The 24,198-nt window shown below is 70.0% G+C and carries 26 protein-coding genes; 14 read left to right on the top strand and 12 right to left on the bottom strand.

Translation table 11 applies throughout. From position 1 onward, the window contains the following. Nucleotides 1-88 precede the first annotated feature (88 nt). The gene (locus tag EP26_RS31645) at nt 89-1,810 is read left to right on the top strand and encodes a carbohydrate-binding domain-containing protein (RefSeq protein ID WP_052388803.1); all 1,722 of its coding nucleotides are present in this window, start codon (nt 89-91) and stop codon (nt 1,808-1,810) included. Between the two features lie 45 nt (nt 1,811-1,855). Here EP26_RS31645 and EP26_RS04895 read toward each other — a convergent pair whose 3' ends face one another. Together EP26_RS04895 and EP26_RS04890 are read right to left on the bottom strand one after the other, a co-directional pair. Further along, a complete protein-coding gene (locus EP26_RS04895) occupies nt 1,856-3,283 on the bottom strand; it encodes an amidase (protein WP_245624292.1) in 1,428 nt (475 codons plus the stop codon). Next, entirely contained in the window at nt 3,280-3,480 is a 201-nt protein-coding gene (locus tag EP26_RS04890) for a hypothetical protein (RefSeq protein WP_052388802.1), read from the bottom strand. The genes EP26_RS04895 and EP26_RS04890 overlap by 4 nt, the downstream gene beginning before the upstream one ends. Nucleotides 3,481-3,924: 444 nt before the next feature. Between EP26_RS04890 and EP26_RS34635 the strand changes: the two genes are divergently transcribed. Beyond that, complete coding sequence (locus EP26_RS34635) at nt 3,925-4,296, top strand: hypothetical protein (protein ID WP_157033403.1); 372 nt, start codon at nt 3,925-3,927, stop codon at nt 4,294-4,296. Further along, entirely contained in the window at nt 4,278-4,484 is a 207-nt protein-coding gene (locus EP26_RS04880) for a PsiF family protein (protein ID WP_052388801.1), read from the top strand. Before EP26_RS34635 ends, EP26_RS04880 begins: the two co-directional genes overlap by 19 nt. 39 nt (nt 4,485-4,523) lie before the next feature. On the opposite strand, the gene EP26_RS04875 is transcribed toward EP26_RS04880, so the two are convergent. The 4 genes from EP26_RS04875 to EP26_RS04865 all read right to left on the bottom strand — a co-directional run bounded on the left by EP26_RS04875 (nt 4,524) and on the right by EP26_RS04865 (nt 8,834). After that, nucleotides 4,524-6,443 carry an AsmA family protein gene (locus tag EP26_RS04875; RefSeq protein ID WP_043336426.1) on the bottom strand — a complete coding sequence of 640 codons (1,920 nt, stop codon included), beginning with the start codon at nt 6,441-6,443 and terminating at the stop codon, nt 4,524-4,526. Nucleotides 6,444-6,577: 134 nt separating this feature from the next. Continuing rightward, on the bottom strand, nt 6,578-6,736 hold the full coding sequence (locus EP26_RS34630; protein ID WP_157033402.1) for a hypothetical protein: 159 nt from the start codon (nt 6,734-6,736) through the stop codon (nt 6,578-6,580). Between the two features lie 281 nt (nt 6,737-7,017). After that, complete coding sequence (locus EP26_RS04870; protein ID WP_043336425.1) at nt 7,018-7,716, bottom strand: GntR family transcriptional regulator; 699 nt, start codon at nt 7,714-7,716, stop codon at nt 7,018-7,020. 128 nt (nt 7,717-7,844) lie between these two features. Further along, nucleotides 7,845-8,834 carry a Bug family tripartite tricarboxylate transporter substrate binding protein gene (locus EP26_RS04865; RefSeq protein WP_043336424.1) on the bottom strand — a complete coding sequence of 330 codons (990 nt, stop codon included), beginning with the start codon at nt 8,832-8,834 and terminating at the stop codon, nt 7,845-7,847. Nucleotides 8,835-8,887: 53 nt separating this feature from the next. Between EP26_RS04865 and EP26_RS04860 the strand changes: the two genes are divergently transcribed. Continuing rightward, the gene (locus tag EP26_RS04860) at nt 8,888-9,637 is read left to right on the top strand and encodes an aspartate/glutamate racemase family protein (protein ID WP_043336422.1); all 750 of its coding nucleotides are present in this window, start codon (nt 8,888-8,890) and stop codon (nt 9,635-9,637) included. Nucleotides 9,638-9,832: 195 nt separating this feature from the next. Further along, on the top strand, nt 9,833-10,630 hold the full coding sequence (locus EP26_RS04855; RefSeq protein WP_043336421.1) for an alpha/beta hydrolase: 798 nt from the start codon (nt 9,833-9,835) through the stop codon (nt 10,628-10,630). Nucleotide 10,631: 1 nt separating this feature from the next. On the opposite strand, the gene EP26_RS04850 is transcribed toward EP26_RS04855, so the two are convergent. Then, entirely contained in the window at nt 10,632-11,546 is a 915-nt protein-coding gene (locus EP26_RS04850; RefSeq protein WP_043336419.1) for a YsnF/AvaK domain-containing protein, read from the bottom strand. Further along, nucleotides 11,543-11,986 (bottom strand): YsnF/AvaK domain-containing protein, encoded by a 444-nt coding sequence (locus EP26_RS04845; RefSeq protein WP_052388800.1) that lies wholly within the window; start codon nt 11,984-11,986, stop codon nt 11,543-11,545. The genes EP26_RS04850 and EP26_RS04845 overlap by 4 nt, the downstream gene beginning before the upstream one ends. A 194-nt stretch (nt 11,987-12,180) precedes the next feature. Between EP26_RS04845 and EP26_RS04840 the strand changes: the two genes are divergently transcribed. From EP26_RS04840 to EP26_RS04815, 6 genes are read left to right on the top strand one after another with little or no spacing between them, the layout of a single operon-like run. Continuing rightward, on the top strand, nt 12,181-13,362 hold the full coding sequence (locus tag EP26_RS04840; RefSeq protein ID WP_043336417.1) for an ABC transporter substrate-binding protein: 1,182 nt from the start codon (nt 12,181-12,183) through the stop codon (nt 13,360-13,362). Continuing rightward, nucleotides 13,359-14,279: a branched-chain amino acid ABC transporter permease gene (locus tag EP26_RS04835; RefSeq protein ID WP_043336415.1), complete on the top strand. Its 921-nt coding sequence runs from the start codon at nt 13,359-13,361 to the stop codon at nt 14,277-14,279. The genes EP26_RS04840 and EP26_RS04835 overlap by 4 nt, the downstream gene beginning before the upstream one ends. Further along, complete coding sequence (locus EP26_RS04830; protein ID WP_043336414.1) at nt 14,279-15,187, top strand: branched-chain amino acid ABC transporter permease; 909 nt, start codon at nt 14,279-14,281, stop codon at nt 15,185-15,187. The genes EP26_RS04835 and EP26_RS04830 overlap by 1 nt, the downstream gene beginning before the upstream one ends. Continuing rightward, entirely contained in the window at nt 15,180-15,935 is a 756-nt protein-coding gene (locus EP26_RS04825) for an ABC transporter ATP-binding protein (RefSeq protein ID WP_043336412.1), read from the top strand. Before EP26_RS04830 ends, EP26_RS04825 begins: the two co-directional genes overlap by 8 nt. Continuing rightward, a complete protein-coding gene (locus EP26_RS04820) occupies nt 15,932-16,639 on the top strand; it encodes an ABC transporter ATP-binding protein (protein ID WP_043336410.1) in 708 nt (235 codons plus the stop codon). Before EP26_RS04825 ends, EP26_RS04820 begins: the two co-directional genes overlap by 4 nt. A 25-nt stretch (nt 16,640-16,664) precedes the next feature. Beyond that, nucleotides 16,665-17,099 (top strand): cupin domain-containing protein, encoded by a 435-nt coding sequence (locus EP26_RS04815; RefSeq protein WP_211259376.1) that lies wholly within the window; start codon nt 16,665-16,667, stop codon nt 17,097-17,099. 6 nt (nt 17,100-17,105) lie between these two features. Here EP26_RS04815 and EP26_RS04810 read toward each other — a convergent pair whose 3' ends face one another. The 4 genes from EP26_RS04810 to EP26_RS04795 form a co-directional block, all read right to left on the bottom strand. Then, entirely contained in the window at nt 17,106-17,594 is a 489-nt protein-coding gene (locus EP26_RS04810; protein WP_043336406.1) for a hypothetical protein, read from the bottom strand. A gap of 91 nt (nt 17,595-17,685) precedes the next feature. Continuing rightward, on the bottom strand, nt 17,686-18,462 hold the full coding sequence (locus tag EP26_RS04805) for an enoyl-CoA hydratase (protein ID WP_052388799.1): 777 nt from the start codon (nt 18,460-18,462) through the stop codon (nt 17,686-17,688). Next, nucleotides 18,462-19,667 (bottom strand): flavin-dependent oxidoreductase, encoded by a 1,206-nt coding sequence (locus tag EP26_RS04800; protein WP_043336404.1) that lies wholly within the window; start codon nt 19,665-19,667, stop codon nt 18,462-18,464. Before EP26_RS04800 ends, EP26_RS04805 begins: the two co-directional genes overlap by 1 nt. A gap of 40 nt (nt 19,668-19,707) precedes the next feature. Beyond that, a complete protein-coding gene (locus tag EP26_RS04795; protein ID WP_043336403.1) occupies nt 19,708-22,026 on the bottom strand; it encodes a bifunctional salicylyl-CoA 5-hydroxylase/oxidoreductase in 2,319 nt (772 codons plus the stop codon). Between the two features lie 106 nt (nt 22,027-22,132). Here EP26_RS04795 and EP26_RS04790 point away from each other — a divergent pair, with 106 nt between their 5' ends. The 3 genes from EP26_RS04790 to EP26_RS04780 are packed head-to-tail and all read left to right on the top strand — an operon-like array spanning nt 22,133 to nt 24,179. Further along, entirely contained in the window at nt 22,133-22,876 is a 744-nt protein-coding gene (locus tag EP26_RS04790; protein WP_043336402.1) for an SDR family NAD(P)-dependent oxidoreductase, read from the top strand. Continuing rightward, nucleotides 22,876-23,370 (top strand): MarR family winged helix-turn-helix transcriptional regulator, encoded by a 495-nt coding sequence (locus EP26_RS04785; RefSeq protein ID WP_043336399.1) that lies wholly within the window; start codon nt 22,876-22,878, stop codon nt 23,368-23,370. The genes EP26_RS04790 and EP26_RS04785 overlap by 1 nt, the downstream gene beginning before the upstream one ends. Beyond that, nucleotides 23,367-24,179 carry an enoyl-CoA hydratase family protein gene (locus EP26_RS04780; RefSeq protein ID WP_043336396.1) on the top strand — a complete coding sequence of 271 codons (813 nt, stop codon included), beginning with the start codon at nt 23,367-23,369 and terminating at the stop codon, nt 24,177-24,179. Before EP26_RS04785 ends, EP26_RS04780 begins: the two co-directional genes overlap by 4 nt. Nucleotides 24,180-24,198: the final 19 nt, after the last annotated feature.

The raw sequence follows: 24,198 nt of genomic DNA, 5'->3' as shown, positions 1-24,198 counted from the left end.
CCCGGAACATTCCCGGGAGCCTGAGGGCTCCTTCCACAGGGCCCTCCGTGGGCCGCCCCGAGTTCATCGGGGCAGAACGGACGGAACGATGACGACCGACGTGAACATCCTGATCCGGGGCCAGAGCAACGCGCTCCTTTTCGTCGCCAATGGCGGCGCGCGCGAACTCGAAAAGGATCTTGAGGCCAGCCTGCCGGGCGTCAACGTCAACATCATCCAGCATTACGGCGACAAGAATTCGACGATCCATTCCGGCACCGCCTTCCTGAAATGGGATACCGACGGCCAGCAGCAGGGCCTGTTGAACTACGTGAAGGCCCAGTCGACGGACATCAAGGACAACCCCACCGTTACGCTGTGGATGCACAACGAGTATGACGGCAACACCGGTGGCGTCACGACCGCCCACTGGATTTCCGAGGTGAAGACCGATGCCGCGCTGGTGCGCGACGTCCTCGACCAGTCCGCGGCGACGACGCCCTACGTGTTCACCTATGTCCCCTACAACTACGCCCAGGGCAACAGCCCGGCGAACATCCAGGCTGGCATGCGCCAGCTCTCGGCCGATCCGGCTTTCAACGCCATCTTCGACAGCACGGCGATGAACGGCCTGAGGATGGACGGCGACGGCTATGCCAATAGCAGCCATATGGGCCAGGGCGATGCGATCCTGGTCGCGGACCGCCTCGCCGTCGACATGAAGGGCATCGTCTCCAACCTCGCCAAGGGCGCGACATCCTCTCCGCCGTCGCCCCCGGTGACACCGCCGGTCAGCCCGCTGCCGCCGGGCGGCAACACCATGAAGGTCATCGGCTCCGGCCCCGACAGCCTGGTGCTGAAGATCAGCGAGGATGCCTACAAAGGCCATGCGCAGTACACCATAAGCGTCGACGGCAAGCAGATCGGCGGCACGCTGACTGCCAGCGCCTCGCACGCCGCAGGCCAGGCCGACATCATCACCGTGAAGGGCGACTGGGCTGCCGGTGCACACAAGGTGACGGTCAACTTTCTCAACGACGCCTGGGACGGCACCGCGGCGACCGATCGCAACCTGCATGTCGACAGCATCACCTATAACGGCAAGGCGCTCGCCAAGGGTTCGGCCGACCTGCTGAAGAACGGCCCTGTCGACTTCGCCTTCACCGACGGAAGCGTCCCCTCGGCCCCCACTCCGCCGCCAGCCGCCGGCAGCGCGGTGGTGAAGACCATCGGCACCGGCGCCGACAGCCTTGTGCTCAAGGTCAGCCAGGATGCCTGGCAGGGCAATGCGCAGTACAGCCTCTTCGTCGACGGCAAGCAGGTCGGCGGCACGCTGAGCGCCGGCGCGCTGCACGGCTCGGGCAACGAGGACACGATCACCATTAAGGGCGATTGGGGTGCGGGCGACCACAAGCTGACCGTGCGCTTCCTGAACGACGCCTCGGGCCCGGGCGGTGACCGCAACCTCTATGTCGATGACGCCAGCTACAACGGCTCCGCCCTCAGCAAGCATTCCGCGGTCTTCAAGATCAACGGCCCGAACGACTTCCGCTTCACCGAGACGGCGGACGGCCTCGGCGCCACCTTCAGCGGCACCGCGGGCAAGGATGTCTTCGCCGTTCAGCATGGCGACGGCGACATGGTGATCGCCAACTTCACCGCCGGCACCGACAAGCTGCAGTTCGAGGGCTTCGACAAGGCGACGATGCACATCATCGCGGCGAGCGAGGGCGGCGTCTCCGGCACGCTCGTCATCTTCGACGCAACGGCGGAGAACGTCTTCCTCCCGCACGTCAACAACCTGACCACGGCCGACACGCTCTTCGTCTGAGCCGGTCACGACAGCCCTGCCCCTTCCGGGGCAGGGCCCTCCTGCTTACAGGGCCGGTGCCTTACGGTGCCAGCCCGTCTCCTGCTGAAAGGCATCCGCCGCGCGCAGCACCGTCGCCTCGCCGAAGGGCCGGCCGGCGAGCTGCAACCCGACCGGCAGGCCGCGATCGTCGAAGCCGCATGGCACGCTGACCGTCGGCAGCCCAAGGTAGTTGAACGGGCGCGTATTCGCCGACACCGCCATGAAGCGCGACCAGTTCGACGGATCGGCGTCGATATCCGTCTCGGCCAGCGTCGGCACGCGAGTGCGCAGCGTCGGCGTCGCCACCAGGTCGTGGCCGGTCAGCGCCTCAGCAACGAATTGTCGCAGCAAGGGCCCGCGCCGCGACAGCGCCTCGACATAGAGATGCCCGGGGAAGGCATAGCCGCCATAGATCCGCGCGCTCAGATGGATGGCGTAGTCGTCCGGATGCTCGCGCATCCAGTTGGCATGGATCGCCGCTCCTTCCACGCGGCTGACCAGTGCCGTATAGGCGGCGATGGCACGAAGCGACGGCGCGGCGATGCGCGTGACGACCGCGCCCCGCGTCCGCAGCGCCTGGAGCGCCGCCTCGAAAGCCGCGACCACCGGCGCATCGGCGCCCTCGAGGAACCAGTTTTCGCAGACCGCAATGCGCATCCCGCGGATGTCGCCCGTCAGCGCCGCCTCGTAGTCCGGCACCGCCTCGCGCGCGCTGGTCGGATCGCGCGGATCATGCCCCGCCGTCACGCCGAGGAAGCGCGCTGCGTCGCGCGCCGTTCGCACAAGGGGCCCGACATTGTCGCAGGAGAAGGAGAGCGGCATCACCCCCGCCCGCGAGACGCGCGTCTGCGTCGCCTTCAGCCCTGTCACGCCGCAGAGCGTCGCTGGCAGGCGGATCGACCCGCCGGTATCCGAGCCGAGCGCCGCGTAGAAGAACCGCGCCGCCACACCCGCGCCGGAGCCGGAGGAGGAGCCGCCTGTGCAATAGGCCGGGTTCCATGGATTGTGGCAGTCGCCGAAATGCCGATTGTGGCCGGTCGGGTTCTGCGCGAACTCGGCCATGTTCAGGGTGCCCATGTCGATGGCGCCGGCGGCGTCCAGCCGCTCCAGCACCGTCGCCGTCGCCGCCGGCTTGTAGTCGCGGCGGATGTGGGAGCCGCAGCTGCTCACCTTTCCGGCACGGTAGTACATGTCCTTGTGCATCATCGGCACCCCGGCCAGCCTGCCGAGTGGCCGGCCGGCGGCGCGCGCCGCATCCGCCGCGGCGGCGGCCTCCAAGGCGGCGTCCCGGTCGAGGCGGATGACGCTGTTCACCACGCCGTCATGCGCCGCAATCCGCGCGAGGCAAGCCTCGGTGAGCGCGGTGGCGGTCACCTCGCCTGCGGCGAAGGCATCCGCCGCTTCGGTCATGGAGAGGGAGGCAAGGTCGGCGGCGGCGACGGGGGCGTTCACTGGCCAGGCTCCTTGCAGTCGCGCAGCGCGGCCTCGAAGCCGCTCGGCTCTTCCTCGAAGCCCATCCCGCCCCGCAGCGCCTCCAGCTCGGCGATCAACGCCGCATTGTCGGCGAGGCCGATGCGCGCCGCCTCGTTCGGCAAGGCAATCCCGCTCCAGCGGCCGATCGCCTCCATGGTCACCCGGTCCGGCTCCATCGCATCCCTCCTTCGCGTGATCGTGGGGTGAGATTAGCAAGCTGCATGCCTGTCCTTCCGCTCGCGGCCTTTCGCGAGATGGTGAGTCCAAGGGGTTTACCCGTTTCGGCGACGATCAGCGGGGCCGAAAAAGTCATCATGGCGGAGAGGCTGACCCTCTATTTCGTCAACAAGGCATGTTTGACGAAGCCAGGCGGCGGGCCTGCGCCACTGCCTTGCAGGGCTACTCCGCCAGCATCCTCAATGCGTCGCTGTCTTCGATGGCGTCACAGTCACCTGGCACGGCAAGGCCAGCTAGCCAAAGCCGCGCGACTGTGTCGGCCATCTGCCGCCAAAAGTAAGGAGAGCATCGTCGCCGCCAGGGCGACGAAGGAGCCGACGCCCGGTTTCTCCGGCTCCACGATGTTCAGCCCTGCGGAGCAGGCAGTGGCTTGCGAGATTTACATGCGGCGGATCGTCCAGGGCGGCATCAAGCGCGGCAGTCCTTCCCCCGATGCCGAATGGGTGGTGGCCAACTGCATCGTGCATGAGCCCGCCCATGCCTTGCTCAAAGCCAAGCCGCCCACCCTTGCCGAGGGCCACAAGCTGAAGGACGGCACCATCCGCAGCGACGCCGGCAGCAAGCCCCTCACGAAGCGGGATCGCCCTCCTGTGCCAGCAGTTGCGCCTTCCGAACAGGCCTCAGCGGCCTGGGCGCCGCGGCAGAACCCTATGCCGGTGCCAGGCCCGCCTGATTTTCCCGTTGAATCCGGCCGCCGGACATGGCACGCACCGCATTTCGTTACGGAGACGACGCGATGCGCTGGCTGGCCTTGACCCTTGCTCTCACCCTGACGCCTGGCCTCGCCGAGGCCGCCGCTCAACAACGCGAGCCGAGCCCCGCTCAGCGTGCCCAGCAGGCGAAAATGCGAAGCTGCTCCACACAGGCCGCTGGCCAGCAGTTGCGCGGCCAGCCGCGGCGCGACTTCATGAAGACCTGCCTGTCCGGTCGCGCCACGTCCTGACGAAGCTTGATCGGCGATCCGGTGGTCGCGGATCAGGCGCTACCCGGCGCGGCGCGTCAGCCGCTCGCAGCGATTGTTCTCGCCAACGCCGAGCTGGATGGTCGGCAGCAGGGCGAGCGGCGGGAAGATGAGGCCGAGCCCCACCGCCGCCCCGCCGCGCGCCGCCAATTCGCCGATCTCCGGCATGATCGAAGGGTTCTTGAAGGTTCCGCCGATGCCGATCGGTGTCGGCAGCGAGCCGATGGTAAAATGCTTGCTGTTGGTGCGAAGCCAGAGATCCAGTACCTCCCGGCCGAGGCTAGCCCTGCCGCCGCCGGTCAACACATAGCTGTCGGTGTCCAGCATCAGCGTCCGCGTCTCGAGCATGCCGCGCTGTAGGCCGAAATCCGCGATCAGGCATTCGATCTCGGTCCGTGCCGGGACGCCGAGCGCCGAGAGCAGCGCATTGCCGAATTGCAGGCCGGAGAGGTCGACCAGCAGCGCGGAGAGGTTGCCGCCGACCGTCACCAGCGTCAGCTCGCCATTGGCATTGCCGAGGAGTTCCGAGACCGAGCGCCCGGTGCCGTCGATCTTGCCGACGCCGCCCAAAGTCCCCGCCCCGCCTGCCCCCGCCGCCTGCATCAGGCGGGAGATGTCGACCCGTCGCAGGTCGATCTGCCCCTTCGCCCGCAGCGCGCCGTTCTCCTGCGGGGTCAGGGTGAAATCGCCTGAGAGGCGCCCTTGGCCGATGCCGAATTGCACCGGATGCAGGCGGATATTGCCGTCCTCGATATCGGCGGTGACGGCAAGGCTGTCGAAGGGCATCCCGCGTCCCTGGATCGCCGCCGCCCGGTAGCGCAAATGGATGTCCGCCGCCCGCAACCGGGGGATGCTGATCGGCTGGGTCGGCAGCAGGCGCGGGTTGGCCTCGGCCCGGGCGAGCGCCTGACGCTGCTGTGCCGTCTGCCCCGGCGTGCCGACGCGACCCGGCGTCGAGCCGACGAAGCCGCCGAGATCGGCCAAATCCACCTTGCGCGAAAACACGTCTGCATCCAGCACCGGCCGGTCCTTGCCAGGAGTGATGCTGAAGCGGCCATTGAGATCGCTGCTGCCGAGCCGCCCCTCGACATCGGTGAACCGGAAGGCCCGGTCGGCATAGTCGAGCTTACCGGTGACGCGGAACGGCGTCGTCGCCGGGATGGCGACGCCGGTGAGCGGCGCGAGCAGCGCCATGTCCGGCCCGTTGATGTCGAGCCGGATATCCGCGCCGGCCAGCGCCAGCGGGTCCTGCACCGTGCCGCGCAGCGTCACCTTGGTCGGCCCGTTGGCGAGGTCGAGACCGATCGGCCAGGGCCGCTCCGTGTCCCGCAGGTTGAGGATGGCGCCACCGCGCAACTCGGCGGTGATCGGCTGCGCAGCGTAGGTGCCCCTGGCGCGGGCGACGAGCCGCGACTCCTCGCCCGGCGGATCCTCAGTGGCGGCGGTGACGCGGAAGTCCGAGCGCAGCTTGGCAATGGCGACATGCGCCTCGCCATCGATCAGCCGCAGCGCGCCGATGCGCGGCCCCGGAGCATCACCGGTGGATGCGCCGCCGCCGAGATCGAAGCTATAGTTGTTCTGGCCGTCCGGCTTGCCGAGGACTTCGAGTTGCGGCCGTTCCAGCGTCACCGAGGGGATGACGATGGCGCGGCTCTCGATATAGGCGCCGACGTCGAGGTCGATGCTGGCGCGCCGCACATCGGCGAAGGGCGGTGCGTCCTCGAAGCCGGGCGGGTTGCCGATCTTCAACCCCTCCGCGCTGATGGTGCTGACACGGCCGAGCGAGACGTGCAGATGCTCGATCGTCACCTTCCGGCCGAGCTTGGCGCTCGCCTGCGCCTCGACAATCGGAATTAGCCAGTCCCAGCGGAACAGCGCAACGAAGACGCCGATCGCCAGTAACGGCAAGCCCAGTCCCAATGCCCAACGGCGCAAACGCATCCCACCAACCTCCGCAAGGACAGCGCGGCAGGCTGGTGGGAGTTCATCCCCTCAGGCGGCGCGGACGCCGTCGAGGAAGCGGACGGCCTCGCTGCGAAGGCGCAGGGCCTGTTGCGAAAGGTTCTCCGCAGTTGTCAGCACTTGCAGGAAGCGCCGCCGACCGTCTCGGTCGCCTGCGCGACGCCCTGGAAGTTGGCAACGACCTCCTCTGCGCAGTGCGGTCTGGGCAAGCTGCCGGCGATCTCGCGCGGCGCGGCACCCTGCTGCTCGAATGCGGTGGCGGTCTCGTCCATCTGCCTGGTGGTAACGCCTATCTGGCGCAGCAGCGCCTCCGAGCTGGTTCCGTGCCGCCGAGCTGCTTGCCGCCGAGGCGGAAGCGCAGCAGGGGGGCGGCGCACTGCCCCTGACCGGGCGGTGAGGGTTTCAAGTTCGGTGGCGGAATGCAACAGGACCCCGCAGGCTGCCGAAGCCGATCAATGCCCCGCATGCCGAGAAGATGCGGGTGCGGACGCCAAAGTTGGCCAAATGTAGGAGGGAGAACTCCAGAGGGCGGCCGGAGCTTTGCGGAGGATGGTCAGGGAAGCGGGATGGCGGTGTCCGGCGCGGTCAGGGCGGCGAGCACCATGGCGCGGCTTGCGGCGACCTGGTCGCGCATCCGCGCTGCTGCGGCGGCGGCATCGCCGGCGGCAAGCGCCTCGATCAGTGCACGGTGCTCATGGGCCATCTCGCCGCTGCGGTCGCGCCGGCGGAGGCCGAGAACGAGCATCCGGGTGCTTTCGTCGAGCAGCCGGCCGATCTGGCGGGCAAGGCGGGCATTGCCGGACAATTCCGCGATGGCGACGTGGAATGCGCGGTTGGCCTCAAGGAAGCCGAGGGCGGTTTCGGCCGCCTCGGGCCGGTAGCCGGCGGCGCATACGGCATCGAGCCGGGCGAGCGCCGCCGCGTCGCCGCGGGCGCGTGGGTCGAGGGCGGCGCGGCGGGCGGCCTCGGGCTCCAGCAGCAGGCGGAGGTCGAAGACCTCGTGGATGTCGCGGATGGTGACGAGCGAGACGACCCAGCCGCGGCGCGGCATCGCCTGGACCAGGCCCTCCTCCGCGAGGCGGGCGAGGGCGGCGCGGATGGGGGCCTTGCCGAGGTTGAGGCGGGCGGCGGTGGCGGCTTCGGACAGGGTCTCGCCCGGGGCGAGGCGCGTGGTGAGGATGTCGTGGCGCAGCAGCTCCAGCGCCCGTGCGGTGAGCGGCGCGGGCATGGGGATGGGTGCGAGGAAGGACATGCGGCGCGCCCCGGTTCTGTGGAGCGGAGATATTATACGGCGATGGATGATGCCGCAAACCATCGCACGATCTTTGTTCGGTATATCCAGAATCGCACCCGGTTTTGGATTTGAGGAATTGAGGCGCCTCAGTCCACGCTCGCGCCCGATCTGCGGATGATTTCGCCCCAGCGGGCGATGTCGCGTTCATGGATGCGGCGGAAGCCTTCCGGCGTCAGGTCGGCGGGGGGGCTGATGCCTTGGGAGTCGACCAGCCACTGGCGGAAATCGGGTGTGGCGATGATGCGGGCGATTTCGGTGCTCATCCGGGCCTGGATGGTGGGCGGCAGGCCGGGCGGGGCGAAGAGGCCGTACCAGGTGCTGGTCTCGAAGCCCGGCAGGTTGCAGGCCTCGGCGATGGTCGGCACGCCCGGCAGCGCCGGCAGCGGGGCCAGGGTGCTGGTGCCGAGGGCGCGCACCTGGCCCTGCTGCACCGGGCCGATGGAGGGGCCGCTCTGGTTGAAGAACAGGTCCACGTCGCCGGCGAGGAGCGCCGACATCGCGCCGGGCTGGCCGCGATAGGGCACATGGGTCAGGTCGATGCCGGTCGCGGCGGCGAATTGAGCGGCGGCGAGATGGGTCGAGGCGCCGTTGCCGGTGGAGGAGTAGTTCAGCGCGCCGGGGCGGGCGCGGGCGGCCGCCAGCAGGTCCTGGCAGCTTCGGTATTGCGGGCGCTTCTCCGGGCTGACCAGCAGGACGTTGGGGACGTCGCCGAGCAGGATGACATGGGTGACGTCGCGCAGCGCGTCGAAGGGGAGGTTGCGGTAGAGGCCGGAATTGATGGCATGCGTACCGGCCGTGCCGAGGAGAAAGAGGTAGCCGTCGGGCCTCGCCTTGGCCACGGCGTCGGAGGCGATATTGCCGCCGGCGCCGGTGCGGTTGTCGACGACGACAGGCTGGCCGAGGGCGCGGGAAAGCGGCTCAGCCAGCTTGCGGGCGTAGATGTCGGTGCCGGCGCCGTTCGGGAAGCCGCCGAGGATGGTAATCGGGCGATTGGGCCAGGCATCGTCGGCCCGGGCGAAGGTGGGGGCGAGGGTAGGCGACAGGGCCAGCAAGGCGGCGGCGATCCAGCGGAGCATCCCGGCTCTCCTTTCGGTTTCGACGCGTGCATGGTGTGGGATAGGCTCGGGGGATGAACAGTCCTTCCGGCCGCATCGCGCGCGGCGGCAAATCCATTTATGGCGCGCCCCTCGGCATCCTGATGCTGGAAGCCCGTTTTCCACGCATTCCGGGCGATATGGGCAATGGCGAGACCTGGCCCTTCCCCGTGCTGTTCCGCGTGGTGCGGGGGGCGACGCCGGAGCGGGTGGTGCTGCGCGGGGCGCGCGGGCTGCTGCCGGATTTCATCGCCGCGGCGCGCGAGCTGGTGGATCTTGGGGCGGAGGCGATTACGACCAATTGCGGGTTCCTGTCGCTGTTCCAGCGCGAGCTGGCGGAGGCGGTGGGCGTGCCGGTCGCCACCTCCTCGCTGATGCAGGTGCCCTGGGTGCAGGCAATGCTGCCGCCGGGGCAGCGGGTCGGCGTCGTGACGGTGAGCAAGGCGTCGCTGACGGAGGCGCATCTGGCGGCGGCGGGGGTGCCGCTGGATACGCCCATCGCCGGGACCGAGGGCGGGCGGGAGTTCTTCCGGGTGCTGATCACGGCAGAGAAGGACGACTTCGATATCGATCTTGCCGAGCGGGATGTCGTCGAGGCCGGGCGGGCGCTGGTGGAGGCGCATCCGGAGGTCGGGGCGATCGTGCTCGAATGCACCAACATGCCGCCCTATGCGGCGGCGCTGCGGGCGGAGGTCGGGCGGCCCGTCTATGACATCTACTCGATGGTGTCGTGGTTCCAGGCGGGGCTCAGGCCGCGGCGCTTCAATTCGCTCAATCGGGTTTAGGCGGCAGGCGGAGTCGGTGAGGCAAGGTGTTGGAATTGCTGGTCGCCGGGTGGAGAAATTGAGGGTTTTAAGGTTTTAAGGGATGGCCGGACGAGGCCCAGGCACAGGGTGGAGGGCATGACCCTTCCGCATCGTCCGATGGTCCTCTCTTTGATTATATTCCTATAATGCGGATCGGCGCAGGGGGCAAGCGCGATGGATGCGGAGGCGGAGTACAACAACCGGGCGCGGGTGCCGGAGAGCGGGGCGATCATCGCCGGCTGGGCGCGGGATGCGGCGGCCTTCCGCGCGTCCTGGGTGGAGAAGGAGCTGGGCGTCGCCTATGGGGCGGGGGAGCGGGAGAGGCTCGACCTGTTCCGGCCGGGGCCGGGCGGGGACTGGCCGGTCGCGATGTTCATCCATGGCGGGTATTGGCAGGCGCTCGACCGGAGCTTCGCCAGCCATTGCGCGCGGGGGTTGCTGGCGCGGGGGGTGGCGGTCGCGGTGCCGTCCTATGACCTGTGCCCGGGGGTCGCGTTGCGGGCCATCGTCGAGCAGATGCGGGAAGCCGTCGCGCTGCTGCACCGGCGGGGAGCCGGGCGGGTTATGGCGATGGGGCATTCGGCCGGCGGGCATCTGGCGGCGATGCTGATGGCGACGGATTGGGTAAAGCGGGGGCTGCCGGCGGGGCTGGTCTCGCGGGGGATGGCGATCTCGGGGGTGTTCGAGCTGTGGCCGCTGATCGGGACGAGCGTCGGGGCCGGGCTGAAGCTGGATGAGGCGGAGGCGCGGGCGCTCTCCCCTGCCCTGTTGGCGCGGCCGGAGGGGGCCGAGATCCATGCCGTGGTCGGCGGGGCGGAGAGCGGGGAGTTCCGGCGGCAGACGCGGGACTTCGCGGCGCATTGGAACGGCACGGCCGCGGAGTTGGCGGGGCTCGACCACTTCACGGTGCTCGAGCCGCTCGCCGATCCGGGCAGCGCGCTAGTGGAGCGCGCTGCCCAACTCGCTAGGTAGCTTAGCGATCGCGGCTCGGGGTGGTGCCGGTGCCCGTGGTCGTACCGGTGGTCGTGCCCGCGCTGCGGGTGCCGACCCGGTCGTCCTCGATCTCGACCTCGGTGCGGCGGACGGTGTCCTGCACCGTGCGGGTCTCGTCATCGGCGGTCTTGCGAATGACGACTTCCTCCGTCACCCGGGCCTCCTTGGCGATGACCGCTTCCTCGGCAGTCTCGGTGGCCTCGATGGTGCGCTCGCGGAAGGCGTCGGCACCGGCCTCCAGCGGGCGGTCGACCGGGCGGCGCTCCACCTGCACATGCTCCTGGTGCAGCGTCACCTGCTCCTGCACCGGGGTCTCGACGACATAGGAGCGGACGCGGACGCGGCCATGCGCGGTCTCGCGCTTGCCGACGCGGAGGCGCTCCTCGACGATGGGGATGCTCTCCTCGCGGCCGGCGCCGAGGCCGGTGCCCATCGTGCCGCCGGTCATGCCGGTGGTGGTGGTGGTGGCGGTCGGGGTGCCGGCATTGGCGGCGAGGTCGGCGCGGCCCATGGTCGCCTGCTGCGGCGTCGCGGGCGCGGTCTCGGTGCTCATGGTGCTGTGCTCGGCGATGTTGTCCTCGCTCCAGCCGGCGCCGCGCCACTCCTGCTCGCGGCTGTCGAGGTCGACGGCGCCAGAGGACTCGATCACGTCGGCGGCGGCCTCGAAGCGGTCCTCGGGGACGGTGGCCGAGAGGACGACGCTGCCGCGGCGCATCGCCTCCTCCAGCACGCTGCGGTCGGGGCCGGCGATGCCGAGCGAGTCGAATTCGCGGCTCTGATTGGCATTGGTGAAGACCGCGGCGCGGACGCCGCCGACCTTGGTGGCGAGGTCGCGGGACGCGGCATCGGCCTCGGCGGCGGAATCGAAGACGGCGGTGATGGTGCGGTTGCTCATGCGTTGGGCTTCCCTGTTTCTTCAGTTGTGCGAGGCGGCAGCCTCTCGATCTCGGCGTGCTGGCGGCGCAGCGTGACCGGCATCTCGACCGGCTCGCTGGCGCTGGTGCGGCGGAGGCGGATTTCCTCGCGCAGCACCAGGCGCTTCTCGACGACAAGCACCTCCTCGAGGACGGGGATGACGAGCACCCTGCCCTCGTCCTCCTCGCGCGGGCCGGGCGGCGCCTCGCCCTCGGCCAGCTGGCGGCCGATGGGGATGCGCTCGACCTCGACCGCCTCGGAGCGAAGATCGGCGTGGAGCTGGGTCTCCTCCGTCTCGGTGCGGAGGCGGACGCGCAGGCGCCCGGTCTCCACCTCGCGGCGGTGGATGCTCAGCCTTTCCTCGAGGACAGGAACCGCTTCAGTATCGTCGGAAGGCGGTATTTCGTTCTTCTCTGACACGTATTGCAATTCCCACGGCGTTTGCCCGCCTCGACTGGGTACACAACAGGACAAAGCTGGATTCGTTCATTGCAGGACTGGCGAGAATACGTCGTTGCCGGCAAGGCTTCTGCTTCGCCGCTTGCTCTGCGAAGCTGCTTGAGTGGCGAAGCGATATGGTTGAGGCTTAAAGCAATCAGCCGGGGGAGTTCGGGATGACGAAGATCGGCAGACGGGGCGTGCTGGGCGCCGCGGGTGCGGTGCTGGCGATGCCGGCGGTGCGGGCGCGGGCGCAAGCGGCGGGCGTGAAGATCGGGCTTGTCGCGGTGCAGACCGGGCCGCAGGCGGCGCTCGGGACCCAGCTCCGCGACGGCTTCCTCCAGGGGCTGAAGCATCTCGACGGCAAGCTCGGCGGGCTGCCGGCCGAGGTGCTGGTCATCGACGACGAGCTGCGGCCGGAGGTGGCCGTCACCAAGGTGCGGGCGGCGATCGAGCGGGACAAGGTGGATTTCGTTGTGGGCGTGGTGTTCTCGAACATCCTCGCCGCCATCGTCCGGCCGGTGACGGAATCCGGGACCTTCCTGATCTCGACCAATGCGGGCCCTTCGACGCTCGCGGGGCGCGGGTGCAACGCGAATTTCTTCACCACCTCCTACAACAACGACCAGGTCCACAGCGTGATGGGCCAGGCGGCGCAGGACAGCGGGTACAAGCGCGTCTTCGTGCTCACGCCGAACTACCAGGCGGGGCGGGATGCGGCGGCGGGGTTCAAATCGCGCTTCAAGGGCGAGGTGGTGGACGAGGTCTACGTCCCGCTGACGCAGCTCGACTTCTCGGCGGAGCTGGCGAAGATCGCGGCGGCGAAGCCCGATGCGGTGTTCACCTTCATGCCAGGCGGGCTGGGGGTGAACCTGGTGCGGCAGTACCGGCAGGCGGGGCTGGCGAACATCCCGTTCCTGTCGACCTTCACCGTGGACGAGGCGACGCTGCCGGCACAGGGCGAAGCGGCGCTCGGCTTCTACTCGGCGGCGTCCTGGGCGCCGAACATGGACAATCCGGCGAACACGAAGTTCGTGAAGGATTTCGAGGCGGGCTACGGCTATGTGCCGGCGACCTACGCGGCGCAGGCCTATGACGGGGCGATGCTGCTCGACAGCGCGGTGCGCAAGGTGGGTGGGCGGCTCGGCGACAAGGATGCCGTCAGGGCGGCGATCAGGGCGGCGCAGTTCTCCTCGGTGCGCGGGCCATTCGAGTTCGGCGGCAATCATTATCCGGTGCAGGATTTCTGGCTCTGCCAGGTGGCGAAGCGGGCGGACGGCAAGTTCCAGACCGAGACGGTGCGGAAGGTGCTGTCGCACGATACCGACCCCTACGCCGCCGAGTGCCGCATGCGATGAGCCTTGGGCTGCTGCTGGTCCAGGGGCTGAACGGGCTGCAATTCGGGGTGCTGCTCTTCCTCGTGGCGGCGGGCCTGACGCTGGTCTTCGGGGTGATGGACTTCATCAACCTGGCGCATGGCGTGCAGTACATGCTGGGCGCCTATCTCGGGGCGAGCCTCGCGGCCTGGACGGGGAGCTTCTGGCTGGGGCTGGTGCTGGCGCTACCGGCCGCGCTGGTCTGCGGGTTGGTGCTGGAGTGGCTGGTGTTCCGGCATCTTTACGAGCGGGATCACCTGAGCCAGGTGCTGGCGACCTTCGGGGTGATCCTGTTCCTCAACGAAGCGGTGCGGGCGATCTGGGGCTCGGCGCCGTTGCAGATGCCGGTGCCTACCCTTCTCGAGGGCGGGGTGCAGCTGATGCCTGGGTTGCAGTATCCGGTCTACCGGATCGCCATCCTCGTGGCGGGGCTGGCCGTCGCCGGGCTGCTCTGGGTACTGGTGGAGCGGACGCGCATCGGGGCGCTGGTGCGGGCCGGCGCTACCCATGCGCCGATGGTGGCGGCGCTCGGGGTCGATATCCGCGGGCTGTTCATGCTCGTGTTCGGCTTCGGGGCGATGCTTGCCGGCTTCGCGGGGGTGATGGCGGCGCCGGTGCTCTCGGTCGACCCGGGGATGGGGGATACGGTGCTGATCCTCGCCTTCGTCGTCATCACCATCGGCGGGATCGGCAGCGTGCGCGGGGCCTTCATCGCGGCACTGCTGGTGGGGGTGATCGAGACGCTCGGGCGGTCGCTGCTGCCGGACCTGCTGCGGCTGGTGATGGCGGCCTCGCCGGCGCGGCAGGCGGGGGCGGCGCTCGGCTCCATGCTGGTCTATATCGCCATGGCGCTGATCCTGGCGGTCAGGCCGCGCGGGCTGTTTCCGGTGCGGGGCTGATGCGCGCGGCGCTGGTCGTGCTGGCGGGGCTCGCGGCGGCGCCCTTCCTCGGGTTTGGCGAGGGGTATTCGCTGACCTTGCTGGCGCGGGCGATGATCCTGGCGATGGCGGCCGTGAGCCTGTGGCTGTTGGTGGGCGGGGCGGGGCTGGTCAGCCTCGGGCACGCGGCGATGCTGGGGGTCGGGGCCTATGCCTTGGTCGTGCTCGATGATGCGCGCATCACCGATGCCGTGGTCGTGGTGCCGGTGGCGATGGGGGCCGCCGCGTTCTTCGCGCTGGTGACGGGGGCGGTGGCGATCCGTACCAGCGGGGTGCATTTCATCATGATCACCCTGGCCTTCGGGCAGATGGCCTTCTTCACCGCGTCGTCGCTGGCGGCCTATGGCGGGGATGACGGGTACACGCTCTATGGGCGGATGACGGTGCTCGGGCATCGCTGGCTGGAGGACCGGCTGGTCTTCCATTACCTCTGCCTCGGGTTGCTGGCGCTGGCGTTGCTGGGGACGCAGATGGTGCTGGGTTCGCGCTTCGGGCGGGTGCTCAGGGCGGCGCGGGAGAATGCGCTGCGGGTCGAGGCGGTGGGATTCTCGCCCTATCCATACCGGCTGGTGGCCTATGCGGCGGCGGGGGCGGTGGCGGGGCTGGCGGGCGTCCTGCTGGCCAATGCGACGGAGTTCGTGGCGCCGTCCTACCTTGCCTGGCAGCGGTCGGGCGACCTGCTGTTCATGGTGATCCTGGGCGGGCTTGGCTCCTTGCAGGGGGCGGTGCTGGGGGCGGTCGGCTTCGTGCTGCTGGAGGAGTGGCTCGGGCATCTCACCGAGCACTGGCGGCTGATCTTCGGGCCGTTGCTGGTGCTGTCGGTGCTGTTCCTGAAGGGCGGGCTGGTGGGGGTGCTGCGGCGTGGCTGAGGCGCTGCTGGAGGTGGCCGGGCTGCGGAAGCGGTTCGGCGGGCTGGCGGTGACGGATGATGTCTCCTTCGATGTCGCGCCGGGCGAAATCCATGCGGTGATCGGGCCGAATGGGGCGGGGAAGACGACGCTGATCCATCAGCTCTCGGGGACGCTCAGGCCGGATGCGGGGAGCATCCGCTTCGGCGGGCGCGAGATTGTCGGGATGGGGCTGGCGCGGCGGGCGAGGCTGGGGCTGGCGCGGAGCTTCCAGATCACCTCGGTGCTGCCGGGGTTCTCGGCGCTGGAGAATGCGGCGCTGGCGGTGCAGGCGCGGAGCGGGTCGTCCTTTCGGTTCCTGCGGGCGGCAGCCACGGAGCGGGGGCTCAACGATGAGGCGATGGCGGCACTCAATGCGGTGGGGCTCGGGGCGCGGGCGGGGGTGATGGCGGGGCGGCTGTCGCATGGGGAGAAGCGGCAGCTCGAACTCGCCGTCGCGCTGGCCATGAGGCCGAGGTTGCTGCTGCTCGATGAGCCGCTGGCGGGCGCGGGACCGGAGGAGACGGAGCGGCTGGTCGGCATCCTGCGAGGATTGCGGGGGCAGTATGCGATCCTGCTGGTCGAGCATGACATGCAGGCGGTGTTCGCGCTCGCCGACCGGATTTCGGTGCTGGTCTATGGACGGGTGATTGCGACCGACCTGCCCGCCGTGATCCGGGCCAATGCGGAGGTCAGGGCGGCGTATCTCGGCGAGGATGAGGCGGCATGAGCCTCGTCGTCGAAGGGCTGCGGGCGGCCTATGGCGAGAGCCAGGTGTTGCAGGGCGTGTCGCTCACCATCGGCGCGGGGGAGGTCGTCACCCTGCTCGGACGCAATGGGATGGGGAAGACGACGACCGTGCGCGCGGTGATGGGGTTGCTGCCGGGGATGGGCGGGCGGGTGACGGGCGGGCGTATCGAGTGGGACGGGGTGGCGCTGCCGGGGCTGGCGCCGTATCGGATCGGGCGCATGGGGCTTGGGCTGGTGCCGGAGGGGCGGCTGGTGTTTCCGCGGCTGACGGTTGAGGAGAACCTGACGGCGACGGCGAGGGCGGGCGGGCGGTGGTCGCTGGACGCCGTGTATCAGTTCTTCCCGAGGCTGGCCGAGCGGCGGCGGAACATGGGCTCGCAGCTCTCGGGCGGCGAGCAGCAGATGCTGGCGATCGGGCGGGCGCTGATGACCAATCCGCGGCTGCTGCTGCTCGACGAGGCAACGGAGGGGCTGGCGCCGCTCATCCGCGCCGAGATCTGGGCGGTGCTGGCGGCGCTGAAGGCGGAGGGGCAGGCGATCCTGCTCATCGACAAGAACCTGGCCGCGGTGATGCGGCTGGCGGACCGGCATGTGGTGGTCGAGAAGGGACGCACCGTATGGTCGGGGACGAGCGAGGGGCTGGCGGCGTCGCCGGAGCTGCGCGAAACCTATCTGCATCTGTGAGGAGGAGGCGAGAATGGTGGGACCGATGACGGCCGGAATCACGCCGGCGGGCGAGGGCGAAGGGGGCGTGGCCTGGAACATCCTCGGCCAGACCTACAAGCCGCTGCAGCATTCGGCGGCGTCCTTCGCCTTCCACACCTATTTTCCGGACGGCACCTTCGTGCCGCCGCATGTGCACCGGGAGCAGGACGAGTTCATCTACATCCTCGATGGGCGCTTCGAGCTGATGCTCGACGGGCAGACGCAGCAGGCCGGCAAGGGCGACCTGATCCGCATGCCGATGGGGCAGCCGCATGGCATCTTCAACAAGTCGGGCAGCCCGGTGACGGCGCTGTTCTGGGTGGCGCCGAGCCATGGGCTCTACGAGCTGTTCAGCCGCATCCACAATCTCGGCGACCCGGCGGAGGTGGTGCGGATCGCGGCGGAGTATGCCGTGGACTTCCTGCCGCCGCCGGGCTGAGGCGCGTCAGGGCGGGGCGGTGACCAGCGTGGATCGCGCCGGCACCGCCTCGAGGACCGAGAGGGTGACGCCGCCGAACAGCAGGGCGGCGAGGCCGGCGGCGATGGCGAGGCGCCGGGTGCGGCGGTGACGGCGGCGGCGGGAGGGGATGGGGACCATCTCTCCCTGCGGGGCGTCGCGCTCCAACACGCGGCGGGCGCAGGTAAGCCAGGCATCGCCGCCGGGCAGGTCGAGCCGTGCCTTCGGGTCGAAGCCGGCCTCCGGCGGCTGGCCGGGGGCGATGCGGACGACCGGCAGGTGGCCGGGGAAGATCGCCGCAAAGCGGGCGCGCTCCAGGCGTTGGCGGAGCAGCGGCACGGCATCGGGCGGGCCGCCCTGGATGGCGATGCCGAAGCGCGGATGCAGCAGCACCAGCGGCAGCAGCTGGCCGCCGACGCGGCAGCGCGGCAGGGCCAGCCAGCCAGTGACGGGATCGGGGGTGGGATCGGGCGACATCGTCTCCTGCGTTCCAACCTTGGCTCATAGGAGGGTAATGGATCGCGAAGGGCGATGTCGCTGCAGCGCACAATCACAGGCGCGGGAGGGTTTACCGCCGGCGATGAGCGAAGGCGCCGAGCATGCGGCGGGGTTCGTCCGTGCGCCATGCGCTGGCGAAGCTTGGGATGCCGGCGGCGATGGCCTCCGTCACCGGCAAGTCCTCCCAGCGGCGGATGAGGGCCTTCTGCAGGCGCAGCGCCTCCCGCCCGGCGGCGCCGAGCATGGCGAGCCATTCGGCCAGCGAGGTGTCGAGGGCTTCGTCCGGGCAGATGCGCTCGACCAAGCCCCAATCGAGGGCTTCGGCCGCTTCGATGGTCTCGCCGAGGAGGAGCAGGCGGCGGGTGCGGCCCCAGCCGATGAGGCCGGGGAGCAGCGCCGCCTCCACCACAGAGGGGATGCCGACGCGGACCTCGGGCATGCCGAAGCGGGCGGATTGCGCGGCGAGGCGGAGGTCGCAGGCGGCGGCGAGTTCGAGGCCGGCGCCGAGGGTCCAGCCATTGATGCGGGCGATCACCGGGGCGGGACAGGCGCGGACGGCGCGGCAGCAGTCGTGGACCTGGGTGATGAAGACCTCCGCCTCGGCCTCGGTGGCGATGGCGGCCATGGTGTTGATGTCGGCGCCGCCGATGAAGGCCTTGGGGCCAGCGCCCGTCACCACCACGGCGTGCAGGCTGTCGTCGCCCGAGAGGCTGGCCATGGCGGCGACGAAATCGGCCATCAGCGCCGGGTTCAGCGTGTTCAGCTTGGCCTGGTTGTCGATCGTCAGATGGGCGACGCGGCCGGTCTCGGGCGCTTCGCTATGGGTGACGTGGATGGTGCCGGGCATCAGCGGGCGACCGCGAAGCCGGCGGTTTGGGCATAGCCACGGGCGATGGCGGCGAGGTCTTCCATGGGGATCACATCCTCGATGCGGGTGAAGCCGCGGGGCGCACGTTCGCAGACCACGTCCACAACGCGCTCCGGCCCGCCGCGGCGGTTGCTGGCGACGAGGGCCGCCGTCTTCGGGAGGCGGTCGGCCTCGTAGGCGGCCAGCGCGGCCGGGATGGGGTGGGCGGCGAGCAGGTCCGCCAGGCAGCGAGCGTCGAGGATCGCCTGCGAGGCGCCGTTGGAGCCGACCGGGTACATCGGGTGGGCGGCGTCGCCGAGCAGGGTGACGCGGCCCTGCGTCCACCAGGGAAGCGGGTCGCGGTCGCACATCGGGTATTCGAGGCGCATGGGCGAGGCGCGGATCATCGCCTCGACGTCGAGGAAGGGCAGCTTCAGGCGGCGGGCGAGCGGGAGGACGTCCTTCAGCCGGCCGGGGCGGGACCAGTCCTCACGGCGGGGCGGCGTGGCCTCACCCGTCGCGGTGCGGGCGTAGATCACCCAGTTGGTCAGGCGGTGGGCGGGCGTGCTGCCGGGGGCGATGGGGTAGAAGACGAGCTTCGCCTTCAGGTCGCCGGCGATGAGCATGACGTCGCCACTCTCGAAGGCGGGCCAGTCGAGGGCGCCGCGCCACATCTGGATGCCCTGCCAGCGGATGCCGCCGTCATCGGGGTGCAGGAGGGCGCGGAGGGCGGAGTGGATGCCGTCGGCGCCGACCAGGGCGGTGCCGCGGAGGGGGCCGCTGGTGAAGTGGGCGGTGACGCCTTCGGCACCTTGCTCGAAGCCGAGCAGGTGCTCACCGGTGCGGAGCGCGCCGGGGGGAAGGCGCTCGGCGGCAGCGCGCCAGAGGAGGCCGTGCAGGCGGCCGCGATGGATTGAGAATTGCGGCGTGGCGTGGCCGGCATGGAGGCCACGGGGTTCCGACCACAGGGTCTGGCCGAGATGGTTGAGGTAGCGAAGCTCGCGGGTGCGGATCGCCACCGCGTCGAGGGCGGGGAGCAGGCCCAGCTCGGCGAGTTCGGCGATGCCGTGCGGCAGGGTGTTGATGCCGACGCCGAGTTCGCGGATCTCCGTCGCCGCCTCGAGGACGGTGCAGGGGATGCCGCGATGGTGGAGCATCAGCGCGAGGGTGAGGCCGCCGACGCCGCCGCCTGCGATGAGGATCATGCCTGCCCCCCTCCCCTGCCCGTTCCGTTGCGCGGCGAGGCTACTCCGCGGCGCGGGCGAGCGGCAATCCGGGAGCGTGACTGCGGGGGCGGGCCTTCAGGCGGAGATCGCGCAGGTCCGACTGCTCGCGGGCGGCGTTACGCAGCAGCGCGTCCTTGCCCCAGCGGTATTGCGGCGGGCAGGCGATGTCGGCGACGCCGTAGCTCGCGGCGGCGCGGAGGGTGAAGCTGGGGTCGGTGAGGTGCGGGCGGGCGAGCGCCACGAGGTCGGCGCGGCCGGCGGCGAGGATGGTGTTCACTTGGTCGGCGGTGGTGATGTTGCCGACGCACATGGTGGCGATGCCGGCTTCCTGGCGGATCATGTCGGACCAAGGAACCTGGAACATGCGGCCATAGACGGGGGCGGCGTCGTGGACCGTTTGCCCCGTGGAGACGTCGATCAGGTCGCAGCCGGCGGCGGCGAAGGCGCGGGCGATGGCGAGCGTGTCCGCGTCGGCGATGCCGCCATCGGCCCAGTCGGTGGCGCTGATGCGGACGGACATGGGCTTGTCGGCAGGCCAGAGGGCGCGGAGGGCGGTGAAGACCTCAAGCGGGTAGCGGAGGCGGTTGGCGATGGGGCCGCCATAGTCGTCGGTGCGGTGGTTGGTCAGCGGGGAGAGGAAGCTGGCGAGCAGGTAGCCATGGGCGCAGTGCAGCTCCAGCATGTCGAAGCCGCAGCGGAGGGCGCGTATGGCGGCGGCCAGGAAATCGGCCTTCACGGCGTCCATGTCGGCGCGCGTCATCGCGCGTGGGGTCTGGTTGTCGGGGCGGTAGGGGATGGGGCTCGCCGAGATGACGGGCCAGGCGCCGTAGTCGAGCGGGCGGTCCATGCCTTCCCACATCAGCTTCGTCGCGCCCTTTCGGCCGGCATGGCCCAATTGCAGGGCGATCTTCGCGGGGCCATGGGCGTGGATGAAGCGGACGATGCGGGTCCAGGCAGCTTCCTGAGCGTCGTTCCAGAGGCCGGTGCAGCCGGGGGTGATGCGCGCCTCGGCGGAGGGGCAGGTCATCTCGGTGAAGATGAGGCCGGCGCCGCCGACGGCGCGGGCGCCGTAATGCATCAGGTGGAAGTCGGTGGGGACACCCTCTTCGGCGCTGTACATGCACATGGGCGAGACGACGGTGCGGTTCGGCAGCTCCATGCCGCGGAGGCGGAGGGGCTGGAACATGGGGGGCTTCGAGGGGTCGCCGCCTTCCTCGGCCGCAAAGACGGCTTGCGTCTCGGCGACGAATTCGGGGGCGCGGAGCGAGAGGTTGTCCCAAGTGATGGCCTTGCTGCGGGTCATCAGGCCGAAGGCGAAGCGGATCGGATGCATGTCCCAGAAGCGGCGGACATGCTCGAACCAGACGAGGGAGACGTCGGCAGCGTGCTGGGTCTTCTCCACATCCTCGCGGCGGCCGTGCTCGAAGCGGGAGAGGGCGTCGGCCACGCTGCCGGTTTGGAGGAAGGCGCGGTGGAGGGCGATGGCGTCCTCCATCGCCAGCTTGGTGCCGGAGCCGATGGAGAAATGCGCGCTGGCCTTGGCGTCGCCGATGAGGACGAGGTTGCCGCGCGTCCAGCGGGCGCATTTCAGTGCGGGGAAGCGGCGCCAGGCGGAGCGGTTGGTGATGAGGCGGTGGCCCTGCAACTCCTCGGCGAAGACCTGTTCCATGAAGCGGGCGCTTTGGGTCTCGTCCATGCTGTCGAGGCCGGCGCGGGTGAAGGTGTCGGGGTCGGTCTCCAAGACCCAGGTGCTGGCATTCGCCTCGTACTGGTAGCAATGGGCGATGAAGATGCCCTCGGGCCGCTCCTTGAAGAAGAAGGTGAAGGCGTCGAAGGGGCGCGTGCTGCCCATCCAGGCGAAGCGATTGGGGCGGAGGGTGACCTCGGGCTGGAAGTGATCCGCGAAGCGGGTGCGGATCGGGCTGTTGATGCCGTCGGCGGCGACGATGAGGTCGGCATCCGGGAAGTCCTCGGGCGTGGCCTCCTCGCCGAAGCGGAGCTCGACGCCGAGCTGGCGGGCGCGTTGTTGCAGCAGCAGCAGGAGGGTGCGGCGGGAGCAGCCGCAGAAGCCGTTGCCGCCGATGCGGTGCTCCGCGCCCTTGGCGTGGATGGCGATGTCGTCCCAGTAGGCGAAGCTCTCGGTGATGGCGCGGTAGCTCGGCGCGTCGGCGGCGGCGAAGGCGTCGAGCGTCGCGTCGCTGAAGACGACACCGAAGCCGAAGGTGTCGTCGGCGCGGTTGCGCTCGGCCACAGTGATGCGCGCCTCGGGGAAGTCGCGCTGCATAAGGATGGCGAAGTAGAGGCCGGCGGGGCCGCCGCCGATGATCGCAATGCGCATGGAGGAACCTCCGCTCGTGCGGATAGTTTAGGCTTCAACTATTTTTCGCCGCAACCGGAATTGGGCGTTGCGGGGCGCGGAGGCGATGTTTTAGGCTTCAAGCATCATGGATCATGGCAGCGCCGCATTGAAGGGTCTGCCTGCGCTCGTCACCGGCGGGGGCAGCGGGATCGGCCTGGCTTGCGCGCGGGCGCTGAGCGCGGCGGGGGCCGAGGTCACGGTGCTCGGGCGGCGGGAGGCGCCGTTGCGGGCGGCCGTCGAAGCGGGAGCGGCGCGGAGGTTCGTCGTGGGGGATGTGGCGGGGGAGATCCCTCCCCTGCCCCGCGTGGCGCTGCTGGTGAATGCGGCCGGCGCCGCAGAGAGCGCGCCGTTTCTCAGAACGGATGAGGCGCTCTGGGGGCGGATGCTGAGGGTGAACCTGCTGGGGGCGGCGGCCGTGATACGGGCGGTGCTGCCGGGGATGCTCGGGGCGGGGCATGGGCGGGTCGTCAATATCGCCTCGACGGCGGCGGTGAAGGGGTATCCCTATGTCAGCGCCTATGCGGCGGCGAAGCATGGGCTGCTCGGGCTGACGCGGGCGCTGGCGCTGGAAGTGGCGGGGCGCGGGGTCACGGTGAACTGCGTGTGTCCGGGGTTCACCGAGACGGAGATCGTTGCCGAGAGCATCGCGCGCATCATGACGAAGACCGGGCGGGGCGAGGCGGAGGCGCGGGCGGAGCTGGTGCGGCACAATCCGCAGGGGCGCCTGGTGCAGCCCGAAGAGGTGGCGGCGGCGGTGCTGTTTCTCTGCTCGCCCGAGGCGGCGGCGGTGAATGGTGTGGCGCTGCCGGTGGCGGGGGGCGAGGCGTGATGCTGCTCGATGCGGAGACGGCCCTCGCCGATGCGCCGCCGGGGCACAAGGACGAGGTGCGGCTGTGGCTGCGCTTGCTCACCTGCACGAATCTCATTGAGGCGGAGATCAGGCGGCGGCTGCGGGCGGAGTTCGACACGACGCTGCCGCGCTTCGACCTGCTGGCGCAGCTGGAGCGGCATCCGGGCGGGCTGACACTCGGCGAGATCTCGCGGCGGATGATGGTGAGCAACGGCAATGTCACGGGTCTCGCCGCGCGGCTGGAGGAGGAGGGGCTGGTCGAGCGGCGGGTCAGCGCGACGGATCGCAGGGCGCAGAGCCTTCGGTTGACGGCGCGCGGCCGCAAGGAATTCGCACGGCAGTCGGCGGCGCATGAGGGCTGGGTGGCGGAGCTGCTGGGCGGGCTGAGCCTCGTCGAGCGGGAGGCGCTGCAACGGCTGCTCGGGCGGGCGAAGGCGAGCGTGCGCGCGGGCTTGCAGGAGGGTGGGGCATGATTCCGCTGGCGGGGTATCGGGCGGAGCATTTCCGGCTCGGCGTCGAGGGCGCGGTGGCGACGATCACGCTCGATCGGCCGGAGCGGAAGAATCCGCTGACCTTCGAGAGCTATGCCGAACTCGGTGCGCTGTTCCGGGCGGCGGCGCGGGAGGAGCAGGTGAAGGTATTCGTCCTCGCCGGCGCGGGGGGGAATTTCTGCTCGGGTGGCGACGTGCATGAGATCATCGGGCCGCTCATCGAGCGCGATGCCAAGGGGCTGATGCAATTCACCGCGATGACGGGGGAGCTGGTGAAGGCGATGCGGGCCTGCCCGCAGCCGATCATCGCGGCGGTCGATGGCGTGGCGGCCGGCGCGGGGGCGATCCTTGCCATGAGCGCCGACCTGCGGCTGGCGACGCCGCGAGCGAAGGTGGCCTTCCTGTTCAACCGCGTGGGGCTCGCGGGTTGCGACATGGGCGCCTGCGCGATCCTGCCGCGGATCATCGGCCAAGGGCGGGCGAGCGAGTTGCTCTATCTCGGGCGCAGCATGGTCGCCGAGGAGGGGCTCGCCTGGGGGTTCTTCAACGCGGTGCATGCGGCGGAGGAGCTGGCCGGCCGCGCGGCGGCGCTGGCGCGGGAGATCGCGGAGGGGCCGAGCTTCGGGCATGCGATGACCAAGCGCATGCTGCAGATGGAATGGGCGATGAGCGTCGAGCAGGCGATCGAGGCCGAGGCCGTCGCGCAGGCGCTCTGCATGACCACAGGGGATTTTCGCCGCGCCTATGAGGCATTCGCGGCCAAGCAGCGCCCGGTCTTCAAGGGCGATTAGGGAAGCCAGCACAGCCGGC

It is taken from the genome of Belnapia moabensis DSM 16746, assembly GCF_000745835.1.
In the GTDB taxonomy this organism is placed as follows: domain Bacteria; phylum Pseudomonadota; class Alphaproteobacteria; order Acetobacterales; family Acetobacteraceae; genus Belnapia; species Belnapia moabensis.
This window is presented reverse-complemented; position numbering and strand designations above follow the sequence as displayed.